Raw genomic sequence first — 20,369 nt, forward strand, 5'->3', positions numbered from 1 at the left:
ATCCGAAGTGGACGACACCTGGGGAGGTTGTTCTACTTCTCCGAAGCGCCGACCGGCTTTCCGTCGGGGCGTACGGCGTACCAGGTGCCACCGACTCCCTGACCGTTGGTGTCGCCGGCGGCCTTGTCACCGGCGAAGGTGTAGATGGGCCAGCAGTTGATCGTCTGCTGGGCGGCCCCGTCCGGGCGGGTGAAGATCATGTAGTTCTTCTTCTGGATGCCCTTGGTGTCCTCGAAGTCGACCGGCGCCACCACGGGCCACTTCTCCAGGCATTCACCGGTGCAGGCCGACACAGGCTTCGGCCAGGCCTCGTCCTTCATGAAGCGGTAGACCGTCTTGCCGTTCTTGTCGACGACGATCTCGCCGAGCTTGGGATCCTGCCGGGTGGACAGGCCGGCCTGCACGGCCGCCTGCGCCTTCTTGCCCTCGGGGGTCAGCGCGAACCACTTGCCGCCCACCCCCTGGCCCTTCACGTCACCCGCGTTGACGTCCTTGACGTAGCGGTAGGCGGGCCAGCCGTCGATGGTGAGCTGCTTGGTGCCGTCGGCCCGGGCCACCTCCCCGAGCAGCGACTCGTCGATGCCCTCGCCGGCCGAGGCGTCGTCCGCGGGCACCGGCGGCCAGGTCTTGGCGCAGTCGTCCTCACAGTTGGACGTGGGCGGCTCGGCGGTGTCCTGGTCGAAGCGGTACAGGGTCAGACCGAGGTTGTCGGTCACCACCTTGCCCAGTTCGGCGTTGGTCGAGACGTTCAGCTCGCCCGCGGTGTTGGAAGGGCTCGCGGCGGCCGGTCCGCCGCCGGCCTTGTCACCGCCGCTGGCGGCGCTGCCGTAGTCCCCGGCCGCGGCCGTGGCACCCACGTTCTGGCTGGAAGCGGGCGGCGGGGCGTCCTGACCGCACGCGGTGGTCAGGGCCAGCACCGCCGCGGCGCTCGCCACCAGTGAGGCGGTACGCCAGGTGGTCTTCATCGTCAACTCCACATCATCGCCAGGGTCTTGCAGCGCCCTGCTGTGCCGCCGCTCGACGATGGGTACGCACGAAGGCACGCGTTGTGTTCAACGGCGGCCCGGTTTTCTTTCATTAACTCCTTCGGGGCAATCACCGGCCTCCCGCGCGTGACCGGACGGTTCCCGCCTCATGATCCTCGTCGTGCAACCACTCGTACCGACTCAATCCCGCGCCACGGCCCGTGCGTTGGCTGCGACGACGCTGGTCTGGGCGCTCGTCGGCGCACCCGGCGCGGCGGTGGCCGACGCCTGCGCGTACGCCTCGACGGGACCGGCCGGCACGGAGGCGGTCGCGGTCGCGGTCGGCGTCACCTGGACCGGCCCTCCGCCCTGCGTACCGACTCTCCCGTCCCCGGCGCCGGCCCCCACGCCCTCTCCGACACCCCCGCCCCCGCCCTCGCCGACCACGCCTCCCCCGCCGAGCCCGAGCCCCAGCCCGACCCGGAACCCCTCACCCCCTCCACCGCCCGCGGCCCGTCCGGCGCCCGCGGCCCCTCCACCGCCGCACCACGCCCGTCCGGCACCGGCACCGGCACTCGCCCCGGCACCGCCGCCGTCACGCCCCGCTGCGGCCTTGCCGCCGACCCCGTCGGCCGCACCGAAGCCGCGGCCGTCCGCGACACCGGTGCACTACCCGGCGTACCGCGCGGCCCCGGCCCGGAAGCCCTCCGGCGGCGCCACGTCACCGCTCACCTTCGTCCTGCTCATCACGATGCCCGCGGTGGTCGCCGTCGCCGCGCTCCGTCCGCGCTGAGGACCGCCCCGCCCCGACCCCTTCTGGAGGCATCTCTTGCCGGAATGGCTTGTTCTCACCCTCGCGATGCTCGCCGCGTGTGCCGTTGTGGTGGCCATCACCCTTCTGCGGCACCGCAGGGCCGCCGACGACGAGGACACCAGCGAGACCCCGGACGTCATCGAGTACATGACCATGTGGATCGGGGTGGTGTACGCCATCGTGCTCGGTCTCGCCATCGCGGGCGTCTGGGAGGGACGCAGCGCGGCCCAGGACCACGTACGGGCGGAGGCGGTGGCCCTGCACGAGGTCACGGAGCGGGTCCGGGTCTACCCCGCCGAGGTGCGCGACCGCATCCGGGATGATGTCAACGCCTATGTCGGACACGTCGTCACCACCGAGTGGCGGGCCATGGCCGACGAGGGCGAGGTCACCGGGCGCGGCGAGGAACTGCTCGCCCGGCTCCGCCGGGACGTCACCGATTACCAGCCGCGGACGGACTTCGAGGCGCAGGCCTACCAGCCGCTCGTGGACCAGGTGGCCGCCGCCGACGAGGCACGCAGCGCGCGGGCCGAGTCGACCGGGGAGACCATGCCGGGCGTGGTGTGGTTCGGGCTGCTCTCGGGGGCCGCCATCACCATCGGGATGATCTTCGCTCTGCAGATCCGGCGCACCCCCCGGGAGATGGTTCTCGCCGGGCTGTTCTCCGCGCTGATCGCCTTCCTGCTCTTCCTCATCTGGGACTTCGACGCGCCGTACAGCCGGGGCCTGGCCGCGTCGGCGGACCCGTTCCTGAGGTTCTTCCCGCACCTCGGCGGCTGAGCCCGCTCGCGGGGAAGCAGAGCTTCGCCCCGGATCCGGCGGGATCCGGGGCGCGGCCTTTCGAACGCGTACGAAACGGGACCGAGGAGAACAGCGGCTCAGATCCTCTTCTCGGCGCGGCGGCGCATCCAGAAGACACCGCTGCCGACGACCGCCGCGGCCACCAGCGTGCCGCCGATGGCCATGTCGGTGGGCGTGGCCCCGCTGGTGCTGCTGCCGCCGATACCGCCGCGGACGCCGCCGATGACGGTGAACGCGGCCGGGCGGGTCAGGCTCCTGCCGGAGCAGTGGACCGTGATGTCGTAGGAGCCGGCGCGGGCTTCGTCATCGACGGTGGCGGTGCCCTTCGAGGTGTTGTTGGCGCCGTGGATGGGCGTCAGATTGGTCCTCGGGAACGCGTTGGAGGTCGCCGTACCGCCGTTGGGGCAGCCGTCGACCGTGATGGTCAGCTGGCCGCCACGGGCGATGACACTGGGCAGGGCGACGATGTTGGACGGGTTGGGAACCCGGCCGGAGTCCGCGACGGCCGCCGGGGCGGCGACCCCCAGGACGGCGACGGCGGCACCGGCGGCCGCCAGGGCACGTGAGTTGCGCATGTGATCCTCCGCGGGAGACGCCCCGGGTCCCGTCCCCGGTCCGATCGGCGAGAAAGCGCCTCCCAGAAAGACCCTCAGTTGCCCTGCGCCGGACCGCATTTCGGCAATGGTCCGTACCGGTGAGGAGAGCCCCTCGCGGGGAGCCGTGCGGGAGGATATCGCCGCAGGTCACGGACCGTCAGAAAATCTTCGTCGGCCGCGCCCCGGATGGCGCACCCCGCCTCCTCCCCGTCATCCGTTCGCCGCTGCCCCGTCGCCGGTTGCGCAAGTGCCGCCTAGCGTTTTCGTCATGCGCGAGTGGTACGGCGACGGCCGTGTCGAGAGGGGAAGGCGAATGTCTGCTTTCGAGCCGGACGAAGCCGAATGGGAGGCGCGGCGGAGGAAGCGCGCCCCGTGGGGCGTGATAGCGCTGGTTCTGCTGACCGGCCTCGCGCTCCTGCGGAACGGTTCGGGGGAGTTCGACGTGGGCCCGCCCCAGCCGGCCGGAGCGGCCGCCGCCGACAGCCGGACGCCCGGCGAAGTCACCGTCCCGGCGATGCAGCCACTGCCGTACGCGGCTCCGGGCCGGGTCCGGATCCCGGCGATCCAGGTGGACGCGCCGGTCGTGCCGGTGGGCCTGGACGCGGAGGGCTGGGTGGACGCGCCGCCGCCGGAGGACCCCCATCTCGCGGGCTGGTTCACCGGGGCGGTCTCGCCGGGCGAGAAGGGTACGGCGGTCGTCGTCGGCCATGTCGACAACGCGCAGGGGCCCGCGGTGTTCTACGGGCTCGGGGCGCTGAAGAAGGGAAACCGCGTCGAGATCGAGCGGGGGGACGGGAAGACGGCCGTGTTCGAGATCTACGGCATCGAGGTCTTCGCGAAGAACGACTTCCCCGGCGACCGGGTCTACGCCTCCAAGGGGACGGCGGAGCTGCGGGTCATCACCTGCGGCGGCGGCTTCTCCCAGCAGAACGGGTACGACGGGAACGTCGTCGCCTTCGCCCGCCTGGCCGAGGTCCGCTGAGCGGCTGCCCCCGTCCGGGCGGGCGGGGGCCGCTCAGGCGTACTGCCGGCGGGGCACGGTGATGTGGTAGCCGGAGTCCAGCAGTCCGGGCAGATAGGCGCGCAGGGCCCGCACGCTCTGCGAACGGTCGCCCCCGGCGTCGTGCGAGAGCACCACGACGCCGGGGGCGGCGCCGCCCTCCACCCGGTCGACGATGGTCGCGGCGCCCGGCGTGGTCCAGTCGAGGGTGTCGACCGTCCAGGCCATGGGTTCCATGCCCAGCTCGGCGCCGATCCGGAAGGCGGCGCGGTTCCAGGCGCCGTAGGGTGCGCGGAACCATTCGGGGCGTTCACCGAAGGCCTTCTCGACGATGTCGCAGGTGCGTTCCATCTCGGAGCGGATCCGGCGGCTGCCGAGCCGGGTGAGCAGGGGGTGGCTCCAGGTGTGGTTGCCGACCACGTGTCCCTCGTCGGCCATCCGGGCCAGCAGGTCCCGGTTCCCCGCCACCATCTCCCCGCACACGAAGAACATCGCACGCACCTCGTAGCGGGCCAGTGTGTCCAGGATCTGCGGGGTGTACCGGGGGTCGGGCCCGTCGTCGAAGGTCAGCACCATGGTGCGCCCGCGTCCGGACACCCGCAGCAGCGGTTCCTCGCGCACAGGGGTCCTGCCGGTCGTGCGCGGCGGTCCGTAGCCGGTCAGGGGCCTCAGGCGGTACTCGGAGGGCTTGAGCGGCCGGCGGGCGGCCCGGGCGCCGGCGGCAGGCGGCGCCGGAGGTCCGGCCGGGTCCCCGGCGCCCGGTGAGAGCGCCGCGGCGACACCCGCCGCGCCCAGGGTGGCGGCGCCCGCGAGCAAGGCCCGGCGCCGGGTGAGCAACTGATCCTTCTGCATGACTCATCAGTCGCCCCTCGGAGGGCCGACGCACCTCGGCGACACCGGTGTGGCCGCATGTTTTCACCCGGTCGGCGCAGTGAGGGGCGGCGGACCTCCAGGGACGTGTGGCGGCCGGGGCGACGCGGTCCGCTAGCCTCGCTGCCGTGACGGAACAAGGAGCCCATCGGTTCGAACGGGGCACGGACGGCCCGAAGGTGATCGTGGCCGGCGTGGACGGCTCCGACTCCTCGCTGCGCGCGGCGGCGTACGCCTCCGGGCTGGCCCGGCGTCAGGGCGCCCTGCTCGCCGTCGTGTACGTGCAGCCGGTGCTGGCGGCGGGTGCGGCACTCGGCGCGCCGGTGGCCGGCACGACGGAGGAGATCGCCGAGGAGCTGGTGACGCAGATCCGGGAGGCGATGGAGCGGATCAAGGGGATCTACGACATCCGCTGGGAGTTCCACACCTTCCGCGGCGACCCGTACAACGGCCTGGTGAAGGCGGCGGACGACCTCAGGGCCGACGCGGTGGTGGTCGGTGCCTCCGAGCAGGCGGGCCACCGGCTCATCGGATCGGTCGCGGTACGGCTCGTGAAGGCCGGGCGTTGGCCGGTGACGGTGGTTCCCTAGTGACCTGGTTCTGAGGTCGTGGGTCGCCACGTGAGGCGTCTTCTCCGGTGGAGTGCTTCCCCGTCCCGCCCACCGCGGGTGACTGCTCGGGGCGCTGGACCTCGTGGACGCCGGCTGAGTGCGCTCACTCCCCCATCACGAGCCCGTCCTGCGCCGCGCCCCTGCTCAGGACCACGTCCCGGATGCGGTCACGCACGGACCGCACCTCGGCGCCCCTGGCGAGTGCCTGGTTGAGGTTGACGGCCCGTCCGGCGTCCACGTCGAAGAGCTGCGGGACGAACTCGGCGCGGGTCACCTCCCAGCGTCCGCCGGGGCGTTTCGGCGGGGCGAAGGTGAAGCGGCCCAGGGTGGACTGGTTGCCGCGCGGGTCCTGGACGCCGTCGTGGTTGGTCATCTCACCGGCGATCTGGTCTCCCATCCCGTAGATCACCCAGGTGCCGTTGACCTTCTCGTACGCCTGCGGGACATGGGCGTGGGTGCCGAGGATCAGGTCGATGTCGGGGCGGCCGCCGGTGGTCGACGCGGTGAGCGAGCGGGCCAGGTCGATCTGCCGCCGGTCCGGGGCGTCCTGCCATTCGGTGCCCCAGTGCGGGGAGACCACGACGACATCGGCTCCGGCCCTCCGGGCTGCCCGCGCGTCCGCGACGATCCTCGCCTCGTCGACGAGATCGACCGCCCACGGCTGGTCCGGGGGCAGCGGGAGACCGTTGGTGTCGTAGGTGTAGGCGAGATGGGCGACACGTGCCCCGCCCGCGCGCAGCATGGTCGCCGTGCGGGCCTCCCGTTCGCTGCGCGCCGAGCCGGCGTGCCGCACGCCCGCCCGGTCGAGGGCGTCCAGGGTGCGGCGAATGCCGTCCGCGCCGTCGTCGAGCGTGTGGTTGGAGGCAGTGGAGCAGCCGTCGTAGCCGGTGGCGGCGAGGCCGTGGGCCACCTCGGGCGGGGATCTGAAGAGGGGATAGCCGGTGTAGTCGCCGTCGGCGCCGTAGACGGTCTCCATATGGCACAGCGCGATGTCCGCCGGAGCGACGACGGAGCGGATGCCGGAGAGCATTGGCCGGAAGTCGTAGCCGGTGCCGCCGGCGTCGTAGCGGGCGCGTTCGATGATCGAGGTGTGGGGCAGTACGTCGCCGGAGGCGACCAGGGTGAATCCGCGGTGCCCCGTCGCGGACGGGGCCGGACGCCCCGGTTCCGGTAGGCGCTGGTCACGGGCCTGGCAGGCGGCGCCCGCGGCGAGGACGACGGTCAGGAGGAGGGCCACCTGCCGACTGCGTGTGATCATCATTTCACCCCGCCGTAGTCGTATTTATGGATAAACAGGTAAGAAGCCGCATCGTTCCGCCGGTCGCTCCGACACGCTCTTTAGGCCGTCCGGCGTGCGCGAACGGCCACCTCGACCGTTCGTCGAACCGTTCGCCGACGCGATCGACCGTCCGCCGCACGCTCCTGTGCACGCCCTGTCCCCGAAGGACGCCGTGCGCTGGCATACGGCCATGACGGCCGGAATCACACTCACGAACGGGACGACCGCCGAGCACGAGCTCGCCGCACTGCAGCGCGAGCACGGCCGGCCCCTCTTCGCGCTGCTGCTCCGGCTCTGCGACGGGGACCGGCAGCGTGCGGAGGATCTGGTCCAGGAGACGCTGGTACGCGCCTGGCAGCACCCCGAGGCGCTGCGGGCCGAGGACTTCGACTCCGTACGGCCCTGGCTGCTGACCGTGGGGCGACGGCTCGCGATCGACGCCCGACGGGCCCGGCAGGCCCGTCCGGCCGAGGTCGGGGACGCCGTGCTGGAGAACGCACGGGTGATCTCCGACCATGCCGAGCGGGCCGCGGCGACGCTCGATGTCCGCGAGGCTGTGAAGACACTCACTCCGGAGCACCGTGAAGTCCTGGTGCTCGTGTATTTCCAGGGGGCGAGTGTGGCGGAAGCCGCCACGGCCCTCGGGATCCCGCCCGGTACCGTGAAGTCCCGCGCGTACTACGCGCTGCGCGCCCTGCGCCGGGTGCTTCCCGGATACGCCTCCGACATGCGGTGAAACCAACCGTCGGGTCAAACCTCCGTAAAGCGCCTTGCCGACGACCCCGGTTGGGTAATCGGCTGTCCTCATCCGTGTTCCGGACCGAGGACCCGGGTTCGGGCGACGCGCACGCACCGGAGGAAGGCAGGAAGGGATGCTGCACAGAGGTCGAGAGAGCACGGACGGCACGGGTGACGGTGAACTGACCGTCCCCATGGCCTGGTTGTACGCCGAGTACATCGCCGACGAACTGCTGCGCAGCGGTGACCTCATGCCGACGGCGTCCTTCGAGTTCCGGGCCGGCCGGGACGCGCTGGCGCTGACCGTCTTCCTGTCCGACACCGACGGCGAGCTGTCCGGCATCCGGGTGATCACCCAGCTGGAGACCTGGCTGTCGCTGACCGCGCACGACCAGCCGTGGCAGGAGTGGGTGCAGGGCCGCCTGGCCGATCTGGCCGCGGACGCCGCCGCGCCCGCCCGGACCGCCCCCGATCCCGATCTGGAACTGGCGCGGGAGGCCTGGCGCTGGCTGCGGGAGACGGAGCTGCTGGCGCCGGATCTCAACGCGGTGCCGGGCGGCGGCGCGGTGGGCGGCGAGGACGAGGGGCCCAAGGTGTGGACGCCGGCCTGGGAGCTCGGTCTGCCGCTCGGCCACCTCGCCATCCACCTTTTCTAGGTTCCCCGGAAATCCGACCAATCCGCGGGCCGGAGGGCTCCGAATCCTTTGGTTACGATTCGGCACGTGGCTTGAGTGATTCGGCCGACTGGTGCGTACCGGTGGGAGCAAGGAGTAACCCCACCCGCACCCAAAGGCACGAGGATTCGGCATGAGGTCCCTGGAGAGGCATCGCGACGTCGGCGCCTACGCGCTCGGCGTGCTGGACGAGGCGGAGGCGTTCCGCTTCGAGGACCACCTCATGGAGTGCCCGAGCTGTGCCGTCCAGGTGACCGAATTCGGCCCTGCGGCACGCCAGTTGATGCTGTACCGGAGCGCCACCCCGCGACCGGTGCACCCACTGGCCAAGCCCGGTCCGAGGATGCTGGACCGGCTGCTGTCGCAGGTCGCGGCCCGCGACCGCGCGGGGCGTCGCCGGCTGCTGCTGGCGCTGGCCGCCTCGGTGGTGATCGCGGTGTCCGCGCCGGCCGTCGCGGTGATGGCGCGGGACGGCGGCGAAAGCACCGTGAGCATCGCGGCGACCGACGAGCGGTCCGGGGTGTGGGCTGAGGTGACGACGCAGGACGAGGCCTGGGGCAGCCACGTGGAACTGAAGGTCAAGGACGGCGCGGGGCCTCGCCGCTGCCGGCTGGTGGTCATCGGCCGGGACGGCTCCGAGGAGACGGTGACCAACTGGAGCGTGCCCCGGCACGACGCCCGCCCCAACACGATGCTGAGCGGCTCCGCCATGCACCCCGAGGAGATCGCCCGGTACGAGGTACGTACCGCGGACGGCGAGCACCTGGTGACGCTGCACGCCGGTTGACGCCCGAGCCCGGCCGAGGCTCATTTCAGCAGGCGGGAGAGCCTGCGGTCGGCCAGCGGCCTGCCGCCGGTCTGGCAGGTCGGGCAGTACTGCAGCGAGGAGTCGCTGAAGGAGACCTCACGGATGGTGTCCCCGCACACCGGGCAGGTCTCGCCGGTGCGGCCGTGGACCCTGAGGCCGCTCTTCTTCTCGGCCTTCAGCCGCCCGGCCGCGACCCCCCGGGAGCGTTCCACCGCCTCAGTGAGGGTGGCGCGCAGGGCCCCGTACAGGCGGGTGGTCTCCTCCGCGGTGAGGGAACCGGCCGGCTTGTAGGGAGACATGCCCGCCGCGTGCAGGATCTCGTCGCTGTAGGCGTTCCCCACCCCCGCGATGAGGCTCTGGTCCCGCAGGGCGCCCTTGATGCGGCGGCGCTCCCCGGCCAGCAGGTCCGCCAGACGCCGCTCGTCGAAGTCGTCGGCCAGCGGGTCAGGGCCCAGCCGGGCGATGCCCGGCACCTCTTCCGGGTCCGCCACGAGGTACACCGCGAGCCGCTTCTGGGTTCCCGCCTCCGTGAGGTCGAAGCCCGCGCCGGTCTCCAGGGCGACCCGCAGGGCCAGCGGTCCCTTGCCGGGGCGGGGCCGACCGCTGGGGAGGCGGTCCTTCCACTGCAGCCAGCCCGCGCGGGCCAGATGGGTGACGAAGTACGGTCCGCCGTCCGTGCGAAGAGCGAGGAACTTGCCGTGCCGGCGCACGGCGGTGACCTCGCGGCCCTCGACGGCCGTGAGCGGCGGGTCGTACGTCTTCAGGACGCTGATCGCCACGGGCAGCACCCGGACGATCTCATGGCCGGTCAGGTGCTCGGACAGGAAGTCCTTGAGCGCCTCGACCTCGGGGAGTTCCGGCATACGTCCAGAGTGCCACCGGCGAGCGGGCGGATCAGACCGGTTCGGCCCCCTTGTCCACCACGAACTCGCTCCACACGCACTTGCCGCCGCCCCGCGCCTCCACGCCCCAGACGTCCGTGAGCATCTCGACCAGGAGCAGCCCCCTGCCGGAGACACCCGACTCGCCGGCCTCGCGGCGGCGCGGCAGGGCGCTGGAGGAGTCCTCGACCTCCACGCGCAGTCGCCGGTCCTTGCCGGTGAGGACCCTGAGGGTGACGACCGCGGTCCCCTCGGTGTGCATCAGCACGTTGGTGATCATCTCGTCGGCGACCAGTTCGATCTCGTCGGCCCTCTCCCGCGCCCCCCACGCGCTGACCGCCGTGCGGATCATGCGGCGGGTCTCGGAGAGCGCTCCGGGATCGCCGGGCGGCACGTACTGCTTGAGCCGGCCGCCGGAGCGCGGGCCGTCCAGCGCGCGCCGGCGCAGAAGGAGCAGCGCCACGTCGTCGTCACCGCCGCGTTCTTCGGCGACGTCGATGAGCCGGTCGGCGAGGTCACGTACGTCGTCGGGGCCGACGGTGATCAGCGCGCACAGCATTTCCATGCCGTCGTCGAGGTCGGCACCGGGCTGTTCGACCAGACCGTCGGTGCACAGCAGCAGGGTGTCGCCGGGGTCGAGCTCTATCGTGCCGACCGGGTAGTCGAGCCCTCCGAACTCCGCGGACAGGCCGAGCGGCAGCCCGCCGGGGACGGGGACGCGGTGGCAGGAACCGTCGGTGCGGCGGACCAGCGGGTCGATGTGGCCGGCCCGCACCACCTGGAGCACGCCGGTGGAGAGGTCGGCCTCGGCGTAGAGGCAGGTCGCGGAGCGGTCGGTGTCCAGCTCGTTCAGGAACACGGAGGCGCGGGCCATGACGGTGGCCGGCGGATGCCCCTCGGCGGCGTAGGCCCGCAGCACGATGCGCAACTGGCCCATGACGGCGGCGGCGTGCGTGTCGTGGCCCTGGACGTCGCCGATGACTGCGCCGACCCGGCCTCCCCCGGAGGTGGTACTCCCGGGCAGCGGGATCAGGTCGTACCAGTCGCCGCCGATGTCCCGGCCGAAGGTGCCGCCGATGGTGGCGGCGCGGTAGCGCACGGCGAGGTCGGCGCCCGGCACGCTGGGGATGGTACGCGGCAGCATGGCCTGCTGAAGCCCTTGCGCGAGGTCCATCTCCTGCTCGTAGAACCTGGCGCGCTGCAGGCTCTGCGCGATGCTGCTGCCCAGGGCGACCAATATGTTGCGCTCCTCGGCGGAGAAGCCGCGCCGGTCGCTGTAGAGCAGGCCCATGGCGCCGATCGGACGGGCCTGGACGATGAGCGGCAGATAGGCGGCCGAGGTGATGTTCAGGCCGGAGATGTTCTGCCAGAGCCCCGGATAGCGTTCGGCGAACTCCTCGGGTGACTCGATGAAGCGCGGGCCGAGCGTCCGCACCACCTCGCTCATCGGATAGGGATCGTCTATCCGGGTGACGCGGGTGCCCTCGACGAAGCTGCCGTCGGGCCCCTCGGCGATGAGCCGGATCCGGCCCGCCTCGACCAGTCCCATGACGAGACTGGTCGCGCCCAGATGGGTGAGTCCGTGGGTGTCCTTGAGGGCGTCGATGACCTCCCGCACGGTGCGGGCGTGGGCGAGGGCGGCGGTGGTGAGCTGGACGATGTTGGTCTGCCGACGGCGGGCGTCCTTCTGCTCGGCCTGCGCACGCCGGGCCTCGGTGTCGCTCAGTTCCTGGGTGGCGTCCCGGATGATTCCGATGATGCGGCGGGGCCGGCCGGTCTCGTCCCGGCGGATGCAGCCCTGGGTGTGGGTCCAGCGCAGTGCGCCGTCGCGCAGGCGGACGCGGAAGTAGGCGCCGTAGTTCTCGCTGCCGTTCTTCAGCGCCAGAGAGACGGCGGCGTCCAGCCGCAGGGCCTCCGCCGACGGTACCCGCATCGCCAGGGTCTCGGGCCGGTTGTCGTACTCGTCGGGGCGCACGTCGAAGATCTCGTGCGCCTGGGCATCCATCTGCAGCACCCCGGCGTCCAGGTCCCAGTCGAAGCTGCCCATGCGGTTGAGCACCAGGATCGGATCCGGGTGGTCCGGCCAGTCGTCCGGGAGTGACAGGGGGCTCGCTCCCCGATCAGACATGGGGCCACCTTGCCAGGATTCACGCGATTCTTCGACCGCAGCGCCCGGTTCTGCCCGGTTCTCTCACACGGGTTTCCCACGCGACCGGGTGGTATACGGAGAGTCACAGAGGTCCGGGCGGGACGACGCGGAGGGAGCGCGGGGCCATGGAGTGGTTCACCGCATCCGACTACTGGCTGAGCCGGATGGTCTTCCAGCGGGCGCTGGCCGGGCTGTACCTGATCGCCTTCCTGACGGCGGCCCTGCAGTTCCGCGCCCTGATCGGGGAGCGCGGCATGCTGCCGGTGCCCCGGTTCGTGGAGCGGGTGCCGCTGCGCCGCTCGCCGAGCCTGTTCCACTGGCACTACTCGGACCGGTTCTTCGCGATGTGCGCGTGGGCGGGCTGCGCGGTGTCGGCGGCTCTGCTCGCGGGGCTGGACTCCCTGCTTCCGCTGTGGGGCGGGATGCTGCTGTGGCTGGTGCCGTGGGCGCTGTACCTGTCGGTCGTCAATGTGGGGCAGACCTGGTACTCGTTCGGCTGGGAGTCGCTGCTGCTGGAGGTCGGTTTCCTCGCCGTGTTCCTCGGCAACGACGAGGTGGCGCCGCCGGTCGTGGTGCTGTTCCTGCTGCGGTGGATCCTCTTCCGGGTGGAGTTCGGCGCGGGGCTGATCAAGATGCGCGGCGACGCGTGCTGGCGGAAGCTGACCTGCCTGGACCACCATCACGAGACCCAGCCGATGCCCGGGCCGCTGAGCTGGTTCTTCCATCATCTGCCGAAGCCGCTGCACCGCATCGAGGCGGCGGCGAACCATGTCACCCAGTTGGTCGTGCCGTTCCTGCTGTTCGCCCCGCAGCCGGTCGCCACGGCCGCCGCCGCGCTGATGATCGTCACCCAGCTGTGGCTGGTGCTGTCCGGCAACTTCGCGTGGCTGAACTGGATCACCATCGTGCTCGCCCTGCCGGTGATCGCCTTCCCGGCCGATCCGCCCCCGGTGTCCGGAACGCCGCTGTGGTTTGTGGTGGTCGTGCTGGCGGTGTCCGCGCTGCTGCTCGGCCTCTCCTGGCAGCCGGCCCGCAACATGCTCTCCCGCCGCCAGGTGATGAACCGCTCCTTCGACCCGCTGCACCTGGTCAACACCTACGGGGCGTTCGGCAGCGTCAGCAGGATCCGTTACGAGGTGGTCGTGGAGGGCACGGCGGACGAGGTGCCCCGGGAGGACGGCGACTGGCGGGAGTACGAGTTCAAGGGCAAGCCGGGTGATCCGCGGCGCTGGCCGCGGCAGTTCGCGCCGTACCATCTGCGGCTCGACTGGCTGATGTGGTTCGCCGCGCTGTCGCCCGCGTACGCCGGCCCGTGGTTCGGGGCGCTGGTGGAGCGTCTGCTGGAGAACGACCGGGACACACTGAGGCTGCTGCGCCGCTCCCCGTTCCCCGCGGACGCGCCGCCCCGGCACGTCCGCGCCCGCCTCTTCCGCTACCGGTACACGACCTGGCGGGAGTTGCGGGAGACGGGCGCGTGCTGGGAGCGGACCTACGTACGGGAGTTCCTGCCGCCGACGCGGCTGGCGGGGTCGGCCCGGAGACCGTAGACGCGGGTGGGGGCGGCCTCGAAGAACTCGTGGCGTCCGGTGGAGTCGAGGCGGTGGGGGTCGGTGCCCGCCCGGCGGCGAGGACGTCGCCGTACACCGCCGCCACGGTGCGCACCGGCCAGTCCGAACCGAGGATCGGACGGTCTGATCCTCGCCCACGCCCTGGCCCTTCCACCGTGGAGCTCAGCGGCCACCGGCAACGAGACCGACGGCCGCGGTCCTCAAGGGCCTGTCCCCACAGACCTTCCGGGCCCGGGTCCGGCACGGCCGCCAGGAGGAAGGCGCCGTCGGCCGCGCCCGGCGCGGGCATGCCGCGATCTGCCCCGCCCCGGCCGCCCGCGACCCGGAGGCGGCGCGGGCGGCCGGGGCGCAGGTGGGCGCGTGGAGGAGTGGCTGCGCACCCGGCTCGGGGCCGACCGCGTCAGTCCCTCCTCAGCCGCAGGGTCACCAGCTCGAAGGGTCGCAGGCGCACGGTGATCCGGTCGCCGTCGGCAGCGGGCGCCTCCGTGTCCGCGAGCGGGCGTTCCAGCAGGTCGGTCACCTCGACGCGGGTGGCGGCGAAACCGGTGGTGAGCGTGGCACGGACGCGGGCACCGTGTGCCTCGTGGAAACGGACCACGACATCGCCGCTGCCGTCGTCGGCCAGTTTGACCGCTGTGACCACGACCGCGTCCCGGTCGACGGTGATCAGCGGGGCGACCTCACCGGCCCCGGTGAGCCGCCGCTCGGGCAGATTGACCCGCCAGCCCTCGCGCACGGCGTCGCCGATCGAGGCGCCCGGCACCAGTGCGTGGCGGAAGCGGTGCACCCCCTGGTCCGTCTCCGGGTCGGGGAAGCGCGGGGCGCGCAGCAGGGAGACCCGGACCGTCGTGGTCGTACCGCGGTCGCCGTCGCCGCGGACCGTGCGGGTCACATCGTGGCCGTACGTCGAGTCGTTGACGACCGCGACGCCCCATCCCGGCTCCTGGAGGTGGACGAAGCGGTGGTTGCAGGCCTCGAACCTGGCTACCTCCCATGAGGTGTTGGTGTGGGTGGGCCGGAAGACGTGCCCGAACTGTGTTTCGGACGCGTACCGTTCGGTGTGCAGGTCGAGCGGGAAGGCGAGCTTGAGGAACTTCTCCGTCTCGTGCCAGTCGACCTCGGTGTCCACCACCAGCCGCCGCTCCCCCGGCGGCAGTGACAGCATCTGGGTGACCCGGGAGTCCCCGAAGGAGCGGACGATCCGTACCGAGGCGCCGTCCTCACCGGCCGTCACCTCGTCCGTGCCGGTCAGATCGGTGACCGTGTTGCGGTAGAACGCGTCGACGTCCCACGCGTCCCACATGTTGGGCAGGTCCGGGTGGAGCTGGAGCAGGTTACCGGCCCGCCCCGGGGCGATGGTTTCGCGATCGGCCCCGATGTCGTGGGCGGAGACCACCAGGCCGCGGTCGTCGACCTCGACCCGGAGCAGGCCGTTGTCGAGGATGTGCCCGCCACCGGGGCGCGTTTCGAGGGTCGTACGGCCCTCGAAGGAGGCGGGACGCGCCCCGCCCGCCGGGACGCCCGAGCGGGAGTGCGGGGCCGCGTTGAAGACCAGCGGCACCGTTCCCTCGCCGGCCAGGGCGCGCTGGGCCGCGTCGATGATGTCGTTCAGTTCCCCGGCGATCCGGGCGTAGGTGGCGCGGGCCTCGCGGTGCACCCAGGCGATGGAGGAGCCGGGCAGGATGTCGTGGAACTGGTGCAGCAGCACCGTCTTCCAGATCCGTTCCAACTCCTCGTACGGGTAGGCGGATCCGGTCCGTACGGAGGCGGTCGCCGCCCACAGTTCGGCCTCGCGCAGCAGGTGTTCGCTGCGGCGGTTGCCCTGTTTGGTGCCGGCCTGGCTGGTGAGGGTGGCGCGGTGCAGTTCCAGGTAGAGCTCGCCGACCCAGACGGGTGGTTCGGGGTACTCCGCCTCGGCCTTGGCGAAGAACGCGGACGGTGGCTCCCAGGTCACCGTCGCCGAACCCTCCAGGTCCCGCATCCGGGCCGCCTTGGCGACCATCTCGCGGGTGGTGCCGCCACCCCCGTCACCCCATCCGGTGGGTGCGAGGGAGTGGCGTGCCGCGCCTTTGTCCTTGAAGTTGCGGACGGCGTGGGCGATCTCGCCGCCCTTCATGGAGCAGTTGTAGGTGTCGACGGGCGGGAAGTGGGTGAAGACGCGGCTACCGTCGATGCCCTCCCAGCGGAAGGTGTGGTGCGGGAAGCTGTTCGTCCTGGACCAGGAGATCTTCTGGGTCAGCAGGTACTTGGCGCCCGCGGCCCTGATGATCTGGGGCAGTCCGGCGGCGAAGCCGAAGGTGTCCGGCAGCCAGGCCTCGTCGTTCTCGACGCCGAACTCGTCGAGGAAGAACCGCTTGCCGTGCACGAACTGCCGGGCCATCGCCTCGGAGCCGGGCATGTTGGTGTCCGACTCCACCCACATGCCGCCGGCCGGCACGAACCGTCCGCCGGCGGCCGCCTTCTTCACCCGCGCCCACACCTCGGGCCGGTGTTCCTTCACCCATGCCCACTGCTGGGCCTGCGACATGGCGAAGACGAACTCGGGCTCGTCGTCGAGCAGGGCGGTCATGTTGGCGGTCGTCCGGGCGACCTTGCGCACGGTCTCGCGCAGCGGCCACAGCCATGCCGAGTCGATGTGCGCGTGGCCGACCGCGCTGACGCGGTGCGCCGAGGCGACCGCGGGCGCGGACAGCACGTCGGTGAGGCACGAACGGGCATGCTCCGCCGTGCCGTTCACATCCTGAAGGTCCACGGCGTCCAGGGCCCGGTCCACCGCGCGCAGGACCTCCCAGCGGCGGGGCGCGTCGGCCGGCAGTTCGGCCATCAGCTCGCCGAGCACCTCGAGGTCGATCACCAGCTGCCAGACCGTCTCGTCGAACACGGCGAGATCCATGCGGGCGAGCCGGTACTGGGGTTCGCCGCCCGCGGTGTCCTTGTCGCCCAGCCGGGTCGGCAGGAAGGGGTGGTAGTCCAGGATGACGGGGTTGGAGGCGGCCTCGATGTGCAGACGCACCTCCTCCCCGCCCCGGGCGGGCGCGGCGATCCGCACCCACTGGTTGCGCGGGTTCAGGCCCTTCACGGGGGTGCCGTCGGGCCGGTAGACCAGACCCTCGCACTGGAAGCCGGGCATGTTCTCGTCGAAACCGAGGTCGAGGACCGCCTCCACCGTCTTCCCGGCCCAGGCCTCGGGGACGGTCCCGGTGACCCGGAACCAGCTGGTGCCCCAGGGAGCGCCCCACCGGGTGCCCACCTCGACGGGCCGGGGTTCGGCGGCCAGGCCCTCGGCGACGGGGACGGGCTCTCCCGGGGCGTGCCACACCGCGACCTCGAGCGGTACGGACCCGGGATACACGGCGGGGCGGATGCGCTCGTCGAGGACGCGCTTGAGGCGGGCCTCGACCAGGCTGCGGTCGTCATGCATGCGGGGCGCTCCGGGGTTGAGGTCGGGTGGTCACCAGGGGTACCACTCCCCCGGCGCCCGCCCGTTCGAACCAGGGTGCCGTTCAGCGCGCGGTGTCGTGACCGTGCGGGGTTCCGCCGTGACCGTCCGGGGTGCCGGCTCGTGTCCGTGCCCGGTTCTCGATGCGGCGCTTGGCGTCGTCCCAGTCGATCGGCAGCCGGTCGACGGGTACCTCCCAGAAGGTGAACGTCGAGTCGCGCATCGTCTCGCGCACACCGGTCATGACGCTCTTGTGCGGTTCGGTCCGCGCGTAGGCGTAGAGGGCCTCCCGGCTCTCCCACGCGGACAGCGTGTAGAAGACCTTGCCGAAGGGCCTGGCCTCGAGGGAGGCGCCCAGTGCTCCGGGCGCCTTGCGGACCTGGCCCCAGGCGGAGAGCGACTTCAGGAAGAAGCGGGGGACGTCCTTCAGTGACCGCACCTCGAAGCGGGAGGCCATGACGTAGGCGTCGGTGTCGGGGCGCGCCGGGTTGGGCGTGACCCAGGGAAGAGTAGGCACGACAGTCTCGCCTCCACAGTTGGTGAGTGACACTATCCAGATTAGACAGTGATACTACCCAATTGCCAGGGGAAAGCGGGGAAAGCACATGCGAATCTCGGAACTCAGCCGTCGCAGCGGGGTGCCCAACGCGACGATCAAGTACTACCTGCGCGAGGGTCTGCTGCCGCCCGGCCGGGCCACCGCGGCAACCCAGGCCGAGTACGACGAGACCCATCTGCGCAGGCTGCGGCTGATCCGCGCGCTCATCGGCGTGCGCGGACTGTCCGTGGCGGCGGCCAAGCAGATCCTGGACGCGATGACCGAGCACCGGAGCGACCCGCACGAGGTGCTCGGCATCGCGTTCGGCATCCGGCCGCCCTCCGCGGGCGTGCCGGACACGGCCGAGGCAGAGGCGAACCCCGAGGCCACCGCCCTGGTCGACGCGATGGGCTGGTCGGTCTCCGAGTCCAACCCGGCCCGCCGGATCATCGATCGGACGCTGAGGACCCTGCGCTCGCTGGACGTCGCGTACGACTGGCAGGCGCTGCTCCCCTACGCCGAACTCGCGGAACGGACGGCCCGGCACGACCTGGACCGGATCGGGGCGATCACGGACCCGCTGGAGAAGGCCGAGCAGGCGGTACTGCTGACCTTCCTGCTGGAACCGGCGCTGATGGCCCTGCGGCGGCTCGCCCAGGAGAACGAGTCGACGGCACGCCACCACGAGGGCGGGCCCTGCTAGGAATCCCGTTCGGATCTTGCCGTGACCGGCCGCGAGCGCCTAGGGTCGGCCGGGTGACTGCCGGGTCGGCCGTAGGCCATACACGTAAGGTGCTCCCGGCCTCGGTGTGAGACCGGTGCGGGGCCTGTCCCCGCCCGCACGAGGCCGTGGTCCGCCCCCTTCTCCGCGTTCCCCTTCCCGCCGCGCCCCCCTGCGCGGAAACCATGGAAAGCAGAACTGGAGACGCGTCCAGCCATGCCCGAAGCACAGCACATCGAACTGAACCACACCGCCGTCTACGCCCGTGACCGCCGGACCTCCGCCGAGTTCCTCGCCGGCGTCCTGGGACTGGAGGTCGGCGCCCCGTTCGGCCCGTTCCTCCCGGTCGACCTGGGCAACGGCGTGACCCTCGACTACTACGAGAAGAGGGACGAACCGGTCCAGCCCCAGCACTACGCGTTCCTCGTACCGGAGGAGCGGTTCGACGCCATGATCGCGCGACTGGAGGCGGCCGGCGTCACCTACTTCGCGGACCCCGACCACACGGAGCCCGGCAGGGTCAACGGCCTCTTCGGCGGACGCGGCGCCTACTTCGACGACCCGGACGGCCACAACATGGAGATCATGACCCGTCCGTACATCCGCCCCTGACGTCCGCCGTCACGGTCACAGCGCCTTGCCCATGACGTACAGCAGGTTCCACCGGCGGCGACGATGCGGTGCCAGAACGGCCAGACGCGCGGCCAGTCACCGGGGGACGCTTCCCTGATCGGCACGGGCGCGAGTCCGGCACGCCCGCGGTTCGGCCGAGCGTGTGACCCGCGTCAGTCGACGCTGGGCAGGATGTGCGGCTCGGCGAGGTCGTCCTCGTAGCCGGCGAGGCGGATGGGGGCCGAACGGGCCCACACGTCGAGACTGCCGAGCTCTCCGGGCCTGCGCCCGGGACGTTCCGGGCGTTCCGGGCGTTCCTTGGGGCGCTCTTCGCTTTTCGTCTGCTCCGGTGTCACCGCGCACTCCTTATGTGTCGGTCACCCTAGGGACGTTCCGCGTCGGCCCTGTGCCTGGCGCCTGACGTCCGCTCGGGTCTGAGTCGAAAGCCGTTCGGACGCGGTGGCGCCGGTAACTCGGGAAGAGCAGGCCGTTGTGAACCGGCTGGTCCCAGACGGACCGTGGGTGCGGGTAGGACCCTTGCTGCTGTCCGTCCGCATCAGAGTAACCAAATGAGCAGCCCCCCGCTCGATAGGGCTGGAAAGTACCGGGTAACAATCACGCGACGGTGCCTGCGCAATCATCCCCAATATGATGCTATTTCAACATGAATGCGGCTTCCTTGTTCACTCATTCGGACTACATGGGTGTCGACGTTTTCGACAAGGTCGCGTGGTCATGAGGCAGTTCAGGTCCCATTGGCCGGCCCGCAAGCCCGCCATGCTCCGCTGCCCGCACGGCAACGGCCGTCTCCCGGGCGGACCGGCGCAGGGACCCGGGCGGACCGGCGCAGGGAACTGCGCGCCGTCGAGGAGCTGATGGATCTGCTCCGGGCATGCAGGGACACGCCTCCTGCCGGTCCCGCTGGGGGGACGACCGGTACGGCCGCGGCGGCACCCCGCTCGCACGCACGAGCACGCCCTGCGGACCACGGCGCTGCTGCGCCGGGCCGGCCCGTGGACAAGGAGCCACAGGTGTCCGGTCCGGTCCGGCCTGCCGGCCGGCTGCTGAGGCCCGGTCAACCGGCGGCCGGAACCGGCCGCACGGCGGACGCGATACGGGAGCCGCCCGGCGAGCGCGTCGCGGCTCTGGTCCGCCGGCACCCCCGGCACGACCTGCCCGCCGGGTACGACCTCCTCGCCCCGCGCACGACGGACGCGGAGGCCCCGCACCGCCTGCTTCGACACCGGTGTCCTTGAGGACCGGCGCACCGTGCTGGATCTGCCGGGGCACGCAACTCCCGGCTGG

General features: G+C 71.7%; 21 protein-coding genes and 1 pseudogene. 11 read left to right on the forward strand and 11 right to left on the reverse strand.

Annotated elements, in window-relative coordinates; translation table 11 throughout:
- Positions 1-32: 32 nt before the first annotated feature.
- On the reverse strand, positions 33-965 hold the full coding sequence (locus ACZ5C2_RS10850; protein WP_468788875.1) for an SCO0930 family lipoprotein: 933 nt from the start codon (positions 963-965) through the stop codon (positions 33-35).
- Positions 966-1,166: 201 nt separating this feature from the next.
- The gene (locus ACZ5C2_RS10855) at positions 1,167-1,316 is read right to left on the reverse strand and encodes a hypothetical protein (RefSeq protein WP_468788877.1); all 150 of its coding nucleotides are present in this window, start codon (positions 1,314-1,316) and stop codon (positions 1,167-1,169) included.
- A 262-nt stretch (positions 1,317-1,578) separates the two neighbouring features.
- Here ACZ5C2_RS10855 and ACZ5C2_RS10860 point away from each other — a divergent pair, with 262 nt between their 5' ends.
- Both ACZ5C2_RS10860 and ACZ5C2_RS10865 read left to right on the forward strand, forming a co-directional pair.
- Positions 1,579-1,758: a hypothetical protein gene (locus ACZ5C2_RS10860; protein ID WP_468788879.1), complete on the forward strand. Its 180-nt coding sequence runs from the start codon at positions 1,579-1,581 to the stop codon at positions 1,756-1,758.
- A 36-nt stretch (positions 1,759-1,794) separates the two neighbouring features.
- Complete coding sequence (locus ACZ5C2_RS10865) at positions 1,795-2,559, forward strand: bestrophin-like domain (protein WP_468788881.1); 765 nt, start codon at positions 1,795-1,797, stop codon at positions 2,557-2,559.
- A 98-nt stretch (positions 2,560-2,657) separates the two neighbouring features.
- Here the strand turns inward: ACZ5C2_RS10865 and ACZ5C2_RS10870 are convergent, their stop codons facing one another.
- Positions 2,658-3,155 (reverse strand): hypothetical protein, encoded by a 498-nt coding sequence (locus ACZ5C2_RS10870; RefSeq protein ID WP_468788883.1) that lies wholly within the window; start codon positions 3,153-3,155, stop codon positions 2,658-2,660.
- Between the two features lie 334 nt (positions 3,156-3,489).
- Between ACZ5C2_RS10870 and ACZ5C2_RS10875 the strand changes: the two genes are divergently transcribed.
- Positions 3,490-4,158 (forward strand): class F sortase, encoded by a 669-nt coding sequence (locus ACZ5C2_RS10875; protein ID WP_468788885.1) that lies wholly within the window; start codon positions 3,490-3,492, stop codon positions 4,156-4,158.
- 33 nt (positions 4,159-4,191) lie between these two features.
- Here ACZ5C2_RS10875 and ACZ5C2_RS10880 read toward each other — a convergent pair whose 3' ends face one another.
- Entirely contained in the window at positions 4,192-5,028 is an 837-nt protein-coding gene (locus ACZ5C2_RS10880) for a polysaccharide deacetylase family protein (RefSeq protein ID WP_468788887.1), read from the reverse strand.
- Positions 5,029-5,174: 146 nt separating this feature from the next.
- Here ACZ5C2_RS10880 and ACZ5C2_RS10885 point away from each other — a divergent pair, with 146 nt between their 5' ends.
- Complete coding sequence (locus ACZ5C2_RS10885) at positions 5,175-5,636, forward strand: universal stress protein (protein WP_468788889.1); 462 nt, start codon at positions 5,175-5,177, stop codon at positions 5,634-5,636.
- A gap of 124 nt (positions 5,637-5,760) precedes the next feature.
- Here ACZ5C2_RS10885 and ACZ5C2_RS10890 read toward each other — a convergent pair whose 3' ends face one another.
- Positions 5,761-6,915 (reverse strand): CapA family protein, encoded by a 1,155-nt coding sequence (locus ACZ5C2_RS10890; RefSeq protein ID WP_468788891.1) that lies wholly within the window; start codon positions 6,913-6,915, stop codon positions 5,761-5,763.
- 211 nt (positions 6,916-7,126) lie between these two features.
- Between ACZ5C2_RS10890 and ACZ5C2_RS10895 the strand changes: the two genes are divergently transcribed.
- The 3 genes from ACZ5C2_RS10895 (at position 7,127) to ACZ5C2_RS10905 (ending at position 9,135) form a co-directional block, all read left to right on the forward strand.
- The gene (locus ACZ5C2_RS10895) at positions 7,127-7,672 is read left to right on the forward strand and encodes a sigma-70 family RNA polymerase sigma factor (RefSeq protein ID WP_468789142.1); all 546 of its coding nucleotides are present in this window, start codon (positions 7,127-7,129) and stop codon (positions 7,670-7,672) included.
- 136 nt (positions 7,673-7,808) lie between these two features.
- Positions 7,809-8,330, forward strand: a complete 522-nt coding sequence (locus ACZ5C2_RS10900) for a hypothetical protein (RefSeq protein WP_468788893.1) — start codon at positions 7,809-7,811, stop codon at positions 8,328-8,330.
- A 151-nt stretch (positions 8,331-8,481) separates the two neighbouring features.
- Positions 8,482-9,135 carry a zf-HC2 domain-containing protein gene (locus ACZ5C2_RS10905; RefSeq protein WP_468788895.1) on the forward strand — a complete coding sequence of 218 codons (654 nt, stop codon included), beginning with the start codon at positions 8,482-8,484 and terminating at the stop codon, positions 9,133-9,135.
- A gap of 20 nt (positions 9,136-9,155) precedes the next feature.
- Here ACZ5C2_RS10905 and ACZ5C2_RS10910 read toward each other — a convergent pair whose 3' ends face one another.
- Together ACZ5C2_RS10910 and ACZ5C2_RS10915 are read right to left on the reverse strand one after the other, a co-directional pair.
- A complete protein-coding gene (locus ACZ5C2_RS10910; RefSeq protein ID WP_468788897.1) occupies positions 9,156-10,019 on the reverse strand; it encodes an Fpg/Nei family DNA glycosylase in 864 nt (287 codons plus the stop codon).
- A 31-nt stretch (positions 10,020-10,050) separates the two neighbouring features.
- Entirely contained in the window at positions 10,051-12,165 is a 2,115-nt protein-coding gene (locus ACZ5C2_RS10915) for a SpoIIE family protein phosphatase (protein ID WP_468788899.1), read from the reverse strand.
- Positions 12,166-12,311: 146 nt separating this feature from the next.
- On the opposite strand from ACZ5C2_RS10915, the gene ACZ5C2_RS10920 reads away from it, so the two are divergent.
- A complete protein-coding gene (locus ACZ5C2_RS10920; protein WP_468788901.1) occupies positions 12,312-13,733 on the forward strand; it encodes a lipase maturation factor family protein in 1,422 nt (473 codons plus the stop codon).
- A 421-nt stretch (positions 13,734-14,154) separates the two neighbouring features.
- Here ACZ5C2_RS10920 and ACZ5C2_RS10925 read toward each other — a convergent pair whose 3' ends face one another.
- A complete protein-coding gene (locus ACZ5C2_RS10925; protein ID WP_468788903.1) occupies positions 14,155-17,175 on the reverse strand; it encodes an alpha-mannosidase in 3,021 nt (1,006 codons plus the stop codon).
- Positions 17,176-17,257: 82 nt separating this feature from the next.
- Positions 17,258-17,710, reverse strand: a complete 453-nt coding sequence (locus tag ACZ5C2_RS10930) for a DUF3291 domain-containing protein (protein WP_468788904.1) — start codon at positions 17,708-17,710, stop codon at positions 17,258-17,260.
- An 88-nt stretch (positions 17,711-17,798) separates the two neighbouring features.
- On the opposite strand from ACZ5C2_RS10930, the gene ACZ5C2_RS10935 reads away from it, so the two are divergent.
- Both ACZ5C2_RS10935 and ACZ5C2_RS10940 read left to right on the forward strand, forming a co-directional pair.
- Positions 17,799-18,434 (forward strand): MerR family transcriptional regulator, encoded by a 636-nt coding sequence (locus tag ACZ5C2_RS10935; RefSeq protein WP_468788906.1) that lies wholly within the window; start codon positions 17,799-17,801, stop codon positions 18,432-18,434.
- Between the two features lie 234 nt (positions 18,435-18,668).
- Positions 18,669-19,064 carry a VOC family protein gene (locus ACZ5C2_RS10940; protein WP_468788908.1) on the forward strand — a complete coding sequence of 132 codons (396 nt, stop codon included), beginning with the start codon at positions 18,669-18,671 and terminating at the stop codon, positions 19,062-19,064.
- A gap of 44 nt (positions 19,065-19,108) precedes the next feature.
- Here ACZ5C2_RS10940 and ACZ5C2_RS10945 read toward each other — a convergent pair.
- Both ACZ5C2_RS10945 and ACZ5C2_RS10950 read right to left on the reverse strand, forming a co-directional pair.
- Positions 19,109-19,189 (reverse strand): annotated as a pseudogene (locus ACZ5C2_RS10945) (GNAT family N-acetyltransferase); the annotation flags it as partial.
- A gap of 48 nt (positions 19,190-19,237) precedes the next feature.
- Entirely contained in the window at positions 19,238-19,420 is a 183-nt protein-coding gene (locus ACZ5C2_RS10950; protein WP_468788910.1) for a hypothetical protein, read from the reverse strand.
- 675 nt (positions 19,421-20,095) lie between these two features.
- On the opposite strand from ACZ5C2_RS10950, the gene ACZ5C2_RS10955 reads away from it, so the two are divergent.
- On the forward strand, positions 20,096-20,320 hold the full coding sequence (locus tag ACZ5C2_RS10955; protein WP_468788912.1) for a hypothetical protein: 225 nt from the start codon (positions 20,096-20,098) through the stop codon (positions 20,318-20,320).
- Positions 20,321-20,369 lie beyond the last annotated feature (49 nt).

The organism is Streptomyces sp. NPDC031365 (assembly GCF_055569765.1).